We start from the raw sequence: 12,735 nt of genomic DNA on the forward strand, positions 1-12,735 counted from the left end.
CTTTGACGAAGTGAACCGTGAACCTGTGGTTTATCACTGGAAGTACAAAATGGATGAAATCAGTGAAGATGAAGCGGCCTCTGTTTAATATAGCAATTATTTATTATTCGTTGTACTAGTTGTTTCGGAATGATATTGAATCAACAGCGGAGTTGCAATGCCATATCCATGTTTTGAGGTAATCGTTGGAAGCGGGTCATGAATACTCTGATCACGGAAGCAGTCTCCTCCATGATTCACCTGTACAATAAACGGCTCTGGAGAATGAAAAACAAATTTTTCTAATCCCTTTGCAATACGGTTCATTGTTTTTTCAGCTAAGGGTTTTTTTCTCCCGAAAATGGATTTTCCAAAATCCTGCAAATCCAGATATTTCCATATAGGTTCCCATGATAGATAACCCTCCTCACCGTTTTTGCTATGTGTTTGTTCTGGCCAGACAATTTTCTTCCCGTCTCTGCGGAATATTGCGTACCACCGTTTCCGTGTCGTCGGCGCTCCGTAATCAGCTGCCACCAGTTCTCTTGATTCATAACGATATCCCAATAAACACATTGCTATTATAAATTTTTTATAATCCTCTCCTTTTCTAGCGGAAATGGGCTTTCCGTTTTCGTCCAGAGGACCCCATTGCTGAATTTCTTCTACATTTTCCATGATAATCACAGAAGGTAAAAATTTTTTTACATGCTTATACACAGCCCAGGGAAGAACTCGTAATCCTTGTTTTCGAGGTTGCCCGCCTTTTGCTTTGCTATGCGAAGTGCAGTCAGGACTTGCCCAAAGTAAATCGACAGTTTCATCTTTAACATATTTTTGTAGGTCTACCGCAAATATATCTTCTGTGAGATGTAGAGTATTGGGATGATTTACTTTGTGCATTCTTATTGCTTCTGGGTCATGATTGATTGCAATATCAATTTCCCTTCCCAAAGCCATTTCTATTCCTACACTGGCGCCGCCGCCTCCAGCAAAAAAATCAATGATTAATCCCATAATATTTTCCTCCTTCATTTCCCATATCATACAAAATTGAGGCGATATAAAGATTTTTGTGCATCAAAAAAAAGAGATACCCTAAAGGTCTCTCTTAATATTGCTGAGACAATACATCAATTTCTTTATAACCATCGTCATAACAACCATCATAATGCTCTTCCAGAGTATTATCAATTTCATAGTGTATGCGGTTCCACAATTCTTTTTGTGCCGCTAATGCCTGCTGTGTATAGCAACCATCTTTCTTTTTTTTATTTGACAATATTTTCAGTTCTTCTTCCGTCATTTCTGTATATTTGCTCATGTTTTCTTCCTCCTATTTTTCACTTCTCGTTTTTAATATGAGAAAAATTACAGAAAAAATTAAAATCAGTACTTTAGGAGTACCAGTAGAAAGAAAACAATATTGCCAGGCACAAAAAGAGACTCCACCAGGGAATCTCTTTCCTTTGTTACATGAAAAATATGGAAGAATGCAAAACTTTGCTTCAAAAAAGGGGCTATCGGGAAATAGATGATTCCTTCTCAACTCTGAGTACTTACCGGGGATTTCGTTTAATTGCCTGTGACGGTTCCGACCTTGCTATCGCCTGCAATCCGAAAGACAAAGAGACCAATAGACGGCATAATTCTATCGAGCGAGGTGAAAAGGGGTATAACCAACTTCATTTAAATGCACTGTATGATCTGAAAAACCGCATTTATATAGATGCTGTCATACAACCCGGCCGTCATCCAAACGAGGCACAGGCGCTTATTGAAATGTTGAAACACTCTAAGGTGCAGGAGCCGGTTCTGCTGATTGCAGACAGAGGATATGAAAGTTATAACATCATGGCTAACGCACAGGAAAAAGGGTGGAAATTTCTGATCCGTGCAAAAGATCTGGGAAGCCGCGGTATTCTTACACATTTACCGATACCGGAAGATGGAACTTTTGATTGTACTTTGTCCTTAATCCTTACCAGGAAGCAAACAAAAGAAATAAAAAGCCAGCCCCATAAATATCGCTTCCTCACAAACAAAACTGTATGTGATTTTCTGGATCCAATCGAAAATCCTTTTTATACACTTCATTTTCGTGTCTTACGGTTTCCGATTACAGAAAGCACGATGGAATGTATCATTACGAATCTAGAGGAAGAAGATTTTCCAATGAAAGAAATCAAAAAACTGTATGAATGGAGATGGGGGATTATGCCGATATTTTAGAAATGCCGATTTTTGCCTTTCTGAAATATTGGATTTACAGGACTTTATAAATATATCGGCATTTCTTACTATAGAGATGTAACCAGTCATCGCTATAGAAAGGAGACCGTGTATGATAAAATCCTACCCGTTACTAAAACCATTAACTGATCAGCTCATGAAGGAGGTGAGAGCCTACGGGATACTGGAAGTGTCTTTAGAACAGTATCAGATTGTTTGTAACTCGATAGTACGCTTTGCGCAGTCATCACAGGTTGATTCCTACAGTCCGGAGTTGATGGATTCCTACAAGGACAATCTTGATACCAGGTGTTCTTCCGGTGAGATATGCAAGGAATATCATCGATTCCAACTGCGTGTTATGCGTATGCTATCTTCACTTGCGGAAAGCGGCATTGTTGATTTTTCGAGCACTAAATCTCATCCGCTCAAGTACATTGTATCCGACGAGACAAGCAGCCTCGTGGAAATAATTCTCAACAGTTACCCTATCAGCAATGCAACAAAAAAGGATCTTCGAGCCCCTACCAGACATTTTTTGTGGTACGTTGAACAGTTCGGGATAAAGCCGCAACGTATTGATGACACTATAGTCATGTCATTCCTAATTGATGAAGTACTGGTTTCGAACAGCGGCAGTACCGGACGTACGTTAAGGTGTGTAAAGTACGCCACGGAATACCTTCGGGCTCATGGGAATGATTGCCTGCACCGTGATTATACTCTTCTGAAGCTGAAAAATGATCACCGGCGTATTATCCCGGCCTATTCTGAAGAAGAGATTTCGGGAATAGCCCAGGCAGCTGATACAGATAGCACCATTGGAAAGAGGGATCTTGCGATCATACTTGTTGCATACTGCACAGGGCTTCGCGGAATCGACATCATAGGCATTAAGTTATCAGATATAGACTGGCACAATCACAAAGTGTCAGTAGTGCAGTCAAAAACTCATACGCCAATCGTATCTGAACTAAACGGTGCCACCTTGAACGCCCTTGCTGATTATATCCTCGACTGGCGTCCTAAATGCGATATTCCTGAGGTTTTCGTAACAGTAAAGGCTCCGTATCGAAGACTGTCAAAGGGATTTGGCAGTATGATTGACAAGTATTGCGAAAAAGCAGGCGTATCCAAAATCGCATTTAGAGGATTCCATAGTTTACGGCGTTCCTTTGAAACGGTTATGGTGTCAAGAGGAGTTCCCATTGAAACCGTGTCTCAGATGATGGGACATAAATCCATTATTGAGGATAAACCGTACATCACACACGATACACACCAGATATCATTCGTGGCAATGGATTTTTCGGATGTGCCTATTACCAGCGGGTTCTATTTTGGACATACAGAAAGTGCCGGATCCCTGGAGGGAGGTGCTGGAGCATGACCCTTGACAAAGAACTCAATGACGCATTTGAGGAGATGATGAAATATCGCCAGTCCATTGGATACGCCACCGCTACATATAGGAGTTCGGTTCCTCCATTTATAAACTTTTGTGTAAAAAACCATCCCCTGTCTGCCCGCATTACCCAGGAAATGGTAGACGAGTGGCTCATTTATTATCCTTATACTGTCAACAGCAAAGCCGCCTTCCTCTCTCTCCTGCGGGAGTACACGAAATACCTGAACTTCCTTGGATATGATGATTATATACCGGATGACGATTATGTAGTAAAGCGCATAGCTTTCAATCCGTACCTGTTTACGGATGATGAACTCTCCGGGTTATTTAAAACGATTGACTCATATGTTGGCAAAACCTGTGGGAAAAGATATCTGCCAGAGATTGTGCTTCCTGTGTATAGCCGGTTGCTTTACTGCTGTGGTCTTCGCCCACAGGAACCACCTGCGATACGAACAGAGGATGTAAACCTGATTACAGGAGACGTTTATATACGACAGTCCAAGAGGCACAAGGATCGGCACATCATTATGTCAGAGGATATGCGCGCGCTCTGTCAGAAATACGATTCCGTAGCAGGAAAGAGGCAATGGTTCTTTCAAAAATGGGACGGCACACCATATGAAACATCGTGGTACAACCAGGTATGGAGGAACCTGATCTCAAAGAGTGGCATTTCATGGAAGGGGGCTCCAAGACCTTATGATCTGCGGCACGCTTTTGCTTCGCGTAATATAATCCGCTGGATAAACAATGGGAAGGACGTGATGGAATTATTGCCGTACCTTTCGGCATATATGGGGCATTCAGAACTCACATCAACGCTTTATTATATCCACCTTCTTCCAGAGAATCTGCGCAAGTCCAAAGCTGTAGACTGGGCTCTCCTTTCCCAGGTTTATGGAAAGGGGGTTCTGGAAGATGAGGATTAAAGCTAAGGATCCACGCCTTGTATCGCTTATGGGTGAATTTATGAGAATCTACCTTCCGGGTGTCAGGAATCGCGATAAAGACACAATTGACTCGTACAGATATAGCATAAATCTGTTTGTGACATACCTTGAATCAGAACAAAAGGTGACTGTCCTAACGATGCAGTCATCTGACTTCAGCCAGAAAAACATAGTAGAATTCATGGCTTGGCTGAAATCTGAACGCAATAACGTGGCACCGACCATAAACCATCGCCTGTCAGACCTGCGGGGATTCTGCAAGTACCTTTATAAAAAGAACGCTATCTCCCTTGATGCGTATGAGGCAATCCGCGAGATAAGCGATGTTGATGATGAAAGGATTCTCGATTTTACATGGCTTTCAGTTAATGATGTGTACCTGGTTCTTAAAAGTACAGATAGCAACCGTGAAGCTGTAAGAGATCGTTTTCTCCTGTCGCTTCTGTATGAAAGCGGTGCACGGATAAATGAGGTATTGTCACTAAAACTCCTTGATATTAAAGCGACATTCAACGGGGAGGCTGATGTCCATTTCTACAGAAAAGGAAAGAAACATAGGATTACACCCTTATCCAAGGAAATATGGAGCCAGTTTGGAGATTACTGCGAAAAATATCATCCAGACAAGACTTCGGAGAATCTGGTGTTTTATTCTTTCCGAAATGGCCAGAAAAACAAAATGTCCAGTGATAATGTCAGCCGTATACTTGTAGGATGTGAAGCAGAGGTTCGCAAAAGCAATCCGGATCTAGTCTCTTAACTTTCTTTGTTTCCCCTTGTTCCACTGCTTATTCTACGCTTTTTTTATCAATTTATCTATGAACACTATTGCACAAAATATATACATAATGATACACTTACTGTTAGAAACAAACCAATGATTTCAAAGGAAGTGGAATATCATGTATATAAATTCCGGTTATCTGCATAATTCATTACTGGATTTCAAGGATAAGAGCAGACCTTTGGTTGTGGGTAGCTGCGGCACTTACCGGCTGATCCACCAGCCCAAACTGCCCACCTACCGCCCCAGAGGAAGGATTGACTATCAACTATTATATATTGTAGCCGGAAAAGGGCATTTTTTTCTTGACGGTAAAGAGGAGATTATTGAGGCGGGTCACATGCTTTTGTACCGCCCCAGGGAGATGCAAAAATATGTTTACTACGGTTCAGACCAGACAGAAGTGTATTGGGTTCATTTTACCGGGAGCAATGTAAAAAATATTTTAAAAGAGTATCATTTATTTGAGTCCGGACGGATTATGCAAACTGGCAACTCTACCGAATACCACCAGCTTTTCCGAAAAATGATCCAGGAACTCCAGCTTACCCGCCCGCATTATGAGGAATATTTATCCCTCCTGCTCCGTGAACTGTTCCTTCTGATCAGCCGGCAGGCTCCTATCGGCATCTCCTCCCAGAACCGGATGCTGCAAAAAGAAATGGAGGAGGCAACACAGTATTTCAGCGAACATTTTACAGAAGAAATCTCCATTGAACAATACGCCATGGACAAACACCTTAGTACGAGCTGGTTTATCCGCAGCTTTAAACGCTACAACGGTGTAACTCCCATGCAGTATATATTAAATCTACGGATTACAAATGCAAAGACACTGCTCCGAACCACCACGTATTCTGTTGCTGAAGTTGCGTCAATTGTTGGGTATGATAACCCACTATATTTCAGCAGACTGTTCAAAAAGCAAACGGGACTCCCACCATCTGAGTTCCGGAATACAGAAACAATGTTTTTCATATAAAATAAAATGTTGCCATCCAAAAAGTAGAGGGCGTATATAACTACCCATATATCCCCTTCTGCTTTTTTTAATCTCTTTTGTATCTATTCAGAACCACCCTTATTCAAAGATAAAATCAGAATGACCTAAAACCATATGATAACACAAGAGGCCTCAGGATAAAACAATCTGATGGAAAATACGTCAGATTCCTTTATTCCAAGACCTCTTTTATTATGCCTTAAAGATGAAAAATAAGTTTGTTATAGTGTGCTTGATAATAGCTGAAAAAGCGTATTCCCACCACAAAGGAACAGCAGGCGATTTTCCGCAATACACATGACGCAATCGTTGAGGAAGCTGTCTTTGAACGGGTACAGGAATTAAGGGCAAATAAACGCCGCCCCACAAAGGCAGAGCGACAGGGAATGTTTTCCGGCTTGGTATTCTGTGCGGATTGTGGAAGTAAACTGCACTTCGCTACCTGCAAAAGTTTTGACGGTTCACAAGACAACTACCGCTGTGCAAGATATAAAAGCAATACAGGAGATTGTACGGCGCACTTCATCAGAGAAGAAGTCTTACGGAAAATCGTTCTCAATCGGATATTTGCCGTAACTGCCATGTTCTATGAGGACATTACCGCATTTATGGAACTGATACAGAAACAGCGGTTTGATGAAGCGGAAAAGGACATGAAACGCAAGCGGCGTGAGGTCGAACAGGCAAGAAAACGGATTGCAGAACTTGACCGGATTTTCAAGCGGATTTATGAGGACGACATCAACGGCACAATCAGCCATGAGCGATTTTTGAAGCTGTCCGCAGAGTATGAAACTGAGCAGAAAGAACTGACGGAAAAGGTAAATGCAGAACAACAGGAAGTCGATACCTACGAACAGAATAAAAGCGACTTTGACAGCTTCGCTGCCATTATCCGCAAGTATGTGGGGATAACAGAATTAACGCCCACTATCGTTAATGAATTTATCAAAAAAATTGTTGTCCATGCGCCGGAGAAGATAGACGGCAAGCGTTTTCAGAAAGTGGATATTATCTTTAACTTCGTGGGAGAAATTCATTTGCCGACTGACCCGCAGACGGAACAGAAAGAAACTGATAAACAGGAAAAGACGGCATAGCCCTTGAACGGGGCTATACCGCCTAATTGAAAAATATACTTCCTTGTAACCGAAAACCCTTGTGGTTACTGGATTTCTTAGCTTCTCCGTAAAATAGATACTACATCATCGGTGACAGAGATGATACATCTACATCTTTTATCGAAATTCCCATTCTGTCTTTATCCTACTTTCGTACCCATGTAATAGAAGCCTCTGCATTCATCTAATCGTACCTGGCAAATGGTTCCCACAAGGGAAGTATCCCCTTCAAAATGCACCAACAGATTGTTAGACATCCTTCCGGTCATCAGATGTGTGTCCTGGCTGTTCTGTTCTTCTACAAGAACTTCCTGTACTGTTCCCGTATACCGGGCCGACATGGTTCTTCCAATCTCCTGAACCCGGGAAAGAAGACGGTCAAAACGGTCTTTTACCACATCTTCTGATATCTGATTTTCCATAGCTGCAGCCGGAGTACCGGTTCTCTTGGAATAAATAAAAGTAAAAGCACTGTCATAGCGCACTTTTTCCACCACGTCTACCGTTTCCAGAAAATCTTCTTCTGTTTCCCCGGGGAATCCCACAATAATATCCGTAGTCAGAGAAATATCCGGCATGGCTTTGCGGATTTTTTCCACCAACTCCAAATACTGGTTTTTGGTATATTTCCGATTCATTTTCTTTAGAATCTCACTGCTGCCGGACTGAAGCGGCAGGTGCAGGTGGCGGCAGATTTTTTTACTGTTTTTCATGACTTCAATTAATTCGTCGGATAAATCCTTGGGATGAGAGGTCATAAAGCGAATACGTTCCAATCCTTCGATTTTTTCAACCTCCTGTAAAAGCTGCGCAAATGTCATAGGCTCTTCCAGAGTTTTGCCGTAGGAATTTACGTTCTGACCGAGAAGCATAACTTCTACCACGCCGTCGGCCACCAGATGTTCAATCTCTCTTACAATATCCTTCGGATTCCGGCTGCGTTCCCGTCCGCGCACATAAGGAACAATGCAGTAGCTGCAGAAATTGTTACAGCCAAACATAATGTTCACCCCTGATTTAAAGGGGTATTTCCGCTCGCTTGGCAGGTCTTCCACAATTTTATCCGTATCCTTCCAGATGTCAATGACCATGCGGTCATTTGTAAGGGCAGATACCACCAGTTCGGCGAATTTGTAGATGTTATGGGTACCGAAAATCAGATTTACAAAGGAATAGCTCTTTTTCAGCTTTTCCACTACCTGGGTTTCCTGCATCATACAGCCGCACAACCCTATCAGCATATGTGGATTTTTCTTTTTCAGACTGTGGAGATAACCAAGGCGTCCATAAACACGCAAATTGGCATTTTCCCGCACGGTACAGGTGTTGTAAATGACAAAGTCTGCATTTTCGTCCGGGGCTTCCACGTAGCCGATACGCTCCAGTACTCCTACCAGTTTTTCAGAATCTCTGGCGTTCATCTGGCAGCCGAACGTATTGACACAGAAAGTTAAATCCCGGTTCAGTTCTTTCGATTTTTCGTTTACAAGCTGTCTTGCTTTCTTCATAAACCAGTACTGGCGGTAAGGTTCTTCTGTGGGAGCCTCCTTTGTCAAATCTGCACTTTCAATTAATTTATCTATGTTACTGTCAAAAATCAGTTCTTTGTTTTCCATTTTCCTAAGTCCTTTCAGGGCATTATTTTATAAGTATATAGTATCGTTTTGAATTTTTCAACCGATTTTTCTGACGTTTATCGCTCTAACTGCACCAGATATTCTATCGTTCCCTCTTCCAATTTTTTCTGCCCGTTCAAAAGAAATCCATGTCTTTGATAAAAAGAAACAGCCCGTTTATTTTTTTCCAAGGCCCATAGGGTGCGAACTCTGTGCTCTCGGATTGCATATTCTATCAGCGCACTGCCGATTCCTGCGCTTTGAAAAAAAGTATCTATATACAATTTACAGATTTCTAATCCGCTGATTTGAATAAAGCCCTTTATCAGTCCGTCATCATAAACGTAAATTGTGTTTAGAATTTCTTCTTTTCCGAAATAATGGTCAACCAAGGGAACTACCTGCAGCTCTTTAAAAGAAAATTCAGGGTCCTTAAAAATCGGGAAAAAGTTTGTGCGGTTATTGAAAACAAAAATTTCAGCGATTCTTGATAAATCTTTTCTTTCAGCTTTTCTTATATGCATATAGTGTACTCCTTCTCTACATTTCGGATAATATCATCAATACGTTCTTTTTCAGCAAGTGTATCACATTTTTTGCTGTTTTGATTTGCCCATTTATGCTATATAGTAAAATTAAGTTTTGAATTTCATACTCTTTTCATATGGAGGGTATAAACGGAAACCTGGAGGTGTGTATATGGCTAAAATATTGATTGTTGAAGACGATAAAGGAACGAATGAAGCTATTTGCGAGTATCTGAAACCAACGGGACATGAAATTGTTTCTGCTTATGATGGAGACGAGGCAGTGACAGGGAACCGGCAGCTTTGTCTATCCCATCTATTTACAACCGTTTTACTCTTCCGCTATTCTATCACTCGCTTTTCCGTCACAACTTTGTCCGGAAAGATATCTGTGGCTTCTGCCGGGATTTCCTCTACTATCTGAAATTCAAACGCAATGGCCGCTGTCTTATGCTTTGGATGCATACTTAAATACCGGTCATAAAATCCCTGTCCATATCCGGCCCGGTGGCGGTTTTTGTCAAAAGCGACACCCGGGACAATGAGAAAAGCATTTTCTTCCTGAGCTTCCGCTCCTTCCTCCGGTTCCGGAATCTGGAAATATCCGGGAGATAACTGGTCAAAGGAGGTGATATAATAATATTTCATTTCGTGAGCGCCCGTCACTTTCGGTACAGCCACTCTCTTTCCTGCTTTCCAAGCCTCTTCTATAATGCCTCTGGTGCTCACCTCTTTGTTATAATCCGCATAGGCATAGACACACTCTGCTGCCAGAAATTCCGGCAGAGAAGTCACGGTATCACAGATAAGCCGGCTGTTTTTTTCCACTTCTTCTATGGAAATTTCTTTCCTTTGAGCGAAAATGTATTTTCTAATTTCCTTTTTTGAGACCATATTTTTCACCTAAATTCGTAATGCTGCCGTCTTCTTCCTGTACGCTGATGTTGTCCAGCTGTGCTCTTAAGTTCATGCGGATGGTGGCAACATATTCGGTACGAAGTTTTTTCTGTTCTTCCTTCTCTGCCGGTGTCAGTCCTTGGCTTTTAGACTTTCTCGCCAGCTCATTGATTCTGTTGATTTTTTCCTGATTCATATATGTAGTACTCCTTTATAAATTTTCAAACATTTCCTGCAGCCCTGTCTCATCCCGGTCACGGGAAAGGAACAAGGTGCCGTGGTTTCGGCCCTGCATAATTTTGTGAATGACATGGAAATCACAGCCATTGGCAATCACCATATCCGTACCTGCTGCTGCCGCAATCTGTGCTGCCGCCAGCTTTGTTGCCATGCCTCCGGTTCCCACACTGCTGCCGGAAGAGCCTTTTCCCATTTCCAGAAAATGCTTATCCAGTTCTTCTACCACGTCAATAAAACGGGCATCTGGATTTACATTAGGGTCATCGGTAAACAGTCCGTCAATATCTGAGAGCAGAATCAGCATATCCGCTCCGGTAAGAGCTGCCACCAGAGCGGACAGGGTATCGTTGTCCCCAAAGGTATTGACATATTGGATTTCATCGGTGGAAACCGTATCGTTTTCGTTTACCACAGGAATGGCCCCCATTTCCAGCAGACTGTTGAACGTGTTTCTGGCATTTTCTCTTGTGGTATCATTAATCATGGTATATTTCGTCATCAGCACCTGTGCGGCGGTCTGGTTATATTCCGCAAACAGTTTCTGGTAAATCATCATCAGACGGGCCTGTCCAATAGAGGCGCATGCCTGCTTTTGTGCCAGCTTGGTGGGTTTTTCATGTAGGCCCATAACAGCCCGCCCCACGGCAATGGCTCCGGAGGATACCACAATCACGTCTTTTCCCTGATTGTGCAGGTCGGCCAGTTCCCTTACCAGAATTTCCATTTTTATCAAATCCAGTCTTCCGGTTTCCTGATGGGTCAGGGAGGAAGAACCGATTTTAATGACAATGCGCTTTTTGTCTTTTAGTTTTTCTCGAACATTCATCTTATACGGTACCTCATTTGTTTCTTTTCGTATTGTTCTAATAGTACACTATTTTTACCCATTCGTCCAGACGGTGATTTTTCAGCTGGAATAGTTTTCCAGGAAGCTGTACAGTTCGTCCAGTGTCTTTAGGTCTTTTCCAAGAAGAACTTCTGCCTGCAAATCTTTTGGCAGAGCCTCCAGCGGAATATCCGTATATTCAAAAACCGTGTTGTCTGCTTTTTCATATACGACTACGCAGCCGTTTTCCAGCCGGAGCTGATACCCTTCTTTGGCATTTTCGGATACTGTTTCTGTATTTTCCCGGCGCAGAATCACCCGCTGTTCTCCATAAGCGGTGATGCGGTAGCACTCCTGCTTTAAGATTCCCTCCTCATAGCGCTGAAAAATAAAATCCTGTCCTTTAGGATTTGCTGAAACCGCGGACACCTGCTGCTGTACCTGGGCGCTGCTTTCCTCCAGGTCGTAAATCCGGTCTTTTAAATCCGCTACCTGATAACTGAGCATAAAACCAGTGCAGAGGAACAACACAATAAGAAAAAAGCCGACACTATAGATTATTCTTTTCATAAGAACCTCCTTTATCTGAATCGTTGTTTCCATATCTTTTCAGAATATAGTATCGGCTGATTTTTTTTCTTTATTCACTTTCTTACCGGGTAATTCCCAGGTTTTCCAGTATTTCTGCCTGCTTCTTTTCCATAACGGCCGCTTCTTCCGGCGTCATGTGGTCGTAGCCCATGAGATGTAGCATACTGTGGGCAATGAGAAAGGCAAATTCCCGAATCTGTCCGTGACCGTAGCTTTGGGCCTGCTCCTGCATTCTGGGAATACAAATCATAATGTCACCAAGCAGCAGTTCCCCGGTATCCGGGTGAAAACAGGAATCGTCTTCTTCTGCATGGGAAAAATCCCCCGGTGCATCAAAGTCCAGCATGGGGAAAGACAGCACATCGGTAATGCGGTCTATGTCCCGAAATTCCCGGTTGGTACGCTGAATTTCTTCATTTCCGGTCAAAACCAGATTGATTTCTGTCTCATAAGGGCAGTGTTCATAGTCCAGGGCTGCCTCTGTAACTTTGCGGGCAATGTCTTCCCAGTCAAATTCCAGAGGGGTTTCGTATTCCATCTCAATATTTAAAGTCATAC

Annotated in this window: 15 protein-coding genes; 6 read left to right on the forward strand and 9 right to left on the reverse strand. The window is 42.5% G+C overall.

Annotation, left to right across the window (positions count from 1 at the left end; translation table 11 throughout):
- Positions 1–96 precede the first annotated feature (96 nt).
- Together WBS51_RS08145 and WBS51_RS08150 are read right to left on the reverse strand one after the other, a co-directional pair.
- Entirely contained in the window at positions 97–996 is a 900-nt protein-coding gene (locus tag WBS51_RS08145; protein WP_302702772.1) for a DNA cytosine methyltransferase, read from the reverse strand.
- A 94-nt stretch (positions 997–1,090) separates the two neighbouring features.
- Positions 1,091–1,303 (reverse strand): hypothetical protein, encoded by a 213-nt coding sequence (locus WBS51_RS08150; RefSeq protein WP_298059699.1) that lies wholly within the window; start codon positions 1,301–1,303, stop codon positions 1,091–1,093.
- Positions 1,304–1,482: 179 nt separating this feature from the next.
- On the opposite strand from WBS51_RS08150, the gene WBS51_RS08155 reads away from it, so the two are divergent.
- The 6 genes from WBS51_RS08155 to WBS51_RS08180 all read left to right on the forward strand — a co-directional run bounded on the left by WBS51_RS08155 (position 1,483) and on the right by WBS51_RS08180 (position 7,459).
- Entirely contained in the window at positions 1,483–2,211 is a 729-nt protein-coding gene (locus WBS51_RS08155; protein WP_342694065.1) for a transposase, read from the forward strand.
- Positions 2,212–2,323: 112 nt separating this feature from the next.
- Positions 2,324–3,601, forward strand: coding sequence for a site-specific integrase (locus WBS51_RS08160; protein WP_294461969.1), 1,278 nt, complete (start codon positions 2,324–2,326; stop codon positions 3,599–3,601).
- Positions 3,598–4,551: a tyrosine-type recombinase/integrase gene (locus WBS51_RS08165; RefSeq protein ID WP_294461972.1), complete on the forward strand. Its 954-nt coding sequence runs from the start codon at positions 3,598–3,600 to the stop codon at positions 4,549–4,551. The genes WBS51_RS08160 and WBS51_RS08165 overlap by 4 nt, the downstream gene beginning before the upstream one ends.
- On the forward strand, positions 4,541–5,332 hold the full coding sequence (locus WBS51_RS08170) for a tyrosine-type recombinase/integrase (protein WP_294461979.1): 792 nt from the start codon (positions 4,541–4,543) through the stop codon (positions 5,330–5,332). The genes WBS51_RS08165 and WBS51_RS08170 overlap by 11 nt, the downstream gene beginning before the upstream one ends.
- A gap of 142 nt (positions 5,333–5,474) precedes the next feature.
- Positions 5,475–6,338 (forward strand): helix-turn-helix domain-containing protein, encoded by an 864-nt coding sequence (locus tag WBS51_RS08175; RefSeq protein ID WP_294461982.1) that lies wholly within the window; start codon positions 5,475–5,477, stop codon positions 6,336–6,338.
- 407 nt (positions 6,339–6,745) lie between these two features.
- Positions 6,746–7,459, forward strand: coding sequence for a DUF4368 domain-containing protein (locus WBS51_RS08180; RefSeq protein WP_294461985.1), 714 nt, complete (start codon positions 6,746–6,748; stop codon positions 7,457–7,459).
- Between the two features lie 161 nt (positions 7,460–7,620).
- On the opposite strand, the gene miaB is transcribed toward WBS51_RS08180, so the two are convergent.
- The 7 genes from miaB to ybeY form a co-directional block, all read right to left on the reverse strand.
- Positions 7,621–9,096: a tRNA (N6-isopentenyl adenosine(37)-C2)-methylthiotransferase MiaB gene (gene miaB, locus WBS51_RS08185; protein ID WP_173749544.1), complete on the reverse strand. Its 1,476-nt coding sequence runs from the start codon at positions 9,094–9,096 to the stop codon at positions 7,621–7,623.
- A gap of 77 nt (positions 9,097–9,173) precedes the next feature.
- On the reverse strand, positions 9,174–9,620 hold the full coding sequence (locus WBS51_RS08190) for a GNAT family N-acetyltransferase (RefSeq protein ID WP_173749545.1): 447 nt from the start codon (positions 9,618–9,620) through the stop codon (positions 9,174–9,176).
- Positions 9,621–9,965: 345 nt separating this feature from the next.
- A complete protein-coding gene (locus tag WBS51_RS08195; protein ID WP_342694066.1) occupies positions 9,966–10,451 on the reverse strand; it encodes a 5-formyltetrahydrofolate cyclo-ligase in 486 nt (161 codons plus the stop codon).
- Between the two features lie 43 nt (positions 10,452–10,494).
- A complete protein-coding gene (locus tag WBS51_RS08200; protein WP_173749547.1) occupies positions 10,495–10,716 on the reverse strand; it encodes a DUF896 domain-containing protein in 222 nt (73 codons plus the stop codon).
- 15 nt (positions 10,717–10,731) lie between these two features.
- Positions 10,732–11,586 (reverse strand): glutamate 5-kinase, encoded by an 855-nt coding sequence (gene proB, locus WBS51_RS08205; protein ID WP_173749548.1) that lies wholly within the window; start codon positions 11,584–11,586, stop codon positions 10,732–10,734.
- 81 nt (positions 11,587–11,667) lie between these two features.
- The gene (locus WBS51_RS08210; RefSeq protein ID WP_173749549.1) at positions 11,668–12,156 is read right to left on the reverse strand and encodes a hypothetical protein; all 489 of its coding nucleotides are present in this window, start codon (positions 12,154–12,156) and stop codon (positions 11,668–11,670) included.
- Positions 12,157–12,238: 82 nt separating this feature from the next.
- Positions 12,239–12,733 carry an rRNA maturation RNase YbeY gene (ybeY, locus tag WBS51_RS08215; RefSeq protein WP_173749550.1) on the reverse strand — a complete coding sequence of 165 codons (495 nt, stop codon included), beginning with the start codon at positions 12,731–12,733 and terminating at the stop codon, positions 12,239–12,241.
- Between the last annotated feature and the right edge of the window lie 2 nt (positions 12,734–12,735).

The organism is Blautia acetica, assembly GCF_038739805.1.
GTDB lineage: Bacteria > Bacillota > Clostridia > Lachnospirales > Lachnospiraceae > Blautia.

Bases quoted from the DNA above. Each gene is read 5' to 3' on its own strand.
- WBS51_RS08200 (WP_173749547.1), bottom strand. From the start codon at position 10,716: ATGAATCAGGAAAAAATCAACAGAATCAATGAGCTGGCGAGAAAGTCT.
- proB (WP_173749548.1), bottom strand. From the start codon at position 11,586: ATGAATGTTCGAGAAAAACTAAAAGACAAAAAGCGCATTGTCATTAAA.
- ybeY (WP_173749550.1), bottom strand. From the start codon at position 12,733: ATGACTTTAAATATTGAGATGGAATACGAAACCCCTCTGGAATTTGAC.
- WBS51_RS08160 (WP_294461969.1), top strand. From the start codon at position 2,324: ATGATAAAATCCTACCCGTTACTAAAACCATTAACTGATCAGCTCATG.
- miaB (WP_173749544.1), bottom strand. From the start codon at position 9,096: ATGGAAAACAAAGAACTGATTTTTGACAGTAACATAGATAAATTAATT.
- WBS51_RS08150 (WP_298059699.1), bottom strand. From the start codon at position 1,303: ATGAGCAAATATACAGAAATGACGGAAGAAGAACTGAAAATATTGTCA.
- WBS51_RS08145 (WP_302702772.1), bottom strand. From the start codon at position 996: ATGGGATTAATCATTGATTTTTTTGCTGGAGGCGGCGGCGCCAGTGTA.
- WBS51_RS08165 (WP_294461972.1), top strand. From the start codon at position 3,598: ATGACCCTTGACAAAGAACTCAATGACGCATTTGAGGAGATGATGAAA.
- WBS51_RS08210 (WP_173749549.1), bottom strand. From the start codon at position 12,156: ATGAAAAGAATAATCTATAGTGTCGGCTTTTTTCTTATTGTGTTGTTC.
- WBS51_RS08175 (WP_294461982.1), top strand. From the start codon at position 5,475: ATGTATATAAATTCCGGTTATCTGCATAATTCATTACTGGATTTCAAG.
- WBS51_RS08180 (WP_294461985.1), top strand. From the start codon at position 6,746: ATGTTTTCCGGCTTGGTATTCTGTGCGGATTGTGGAAGTAAACTGCAC.
- WBS51_RS08190 (WP_173749545.1), bottom strand. From the start codon at position 9,620: ATGCATATAAGAAAAGCTGAAAGAAAAGATTTATCAAGAATCGCTGAA.
- WBS51_RS08170 (WP_294461979.1), top strand. From the start codon at position 4,541: ATGAGGATTAAAGCTAAGGATCCACGCCTTGTATCGCTTATGGGTGAA.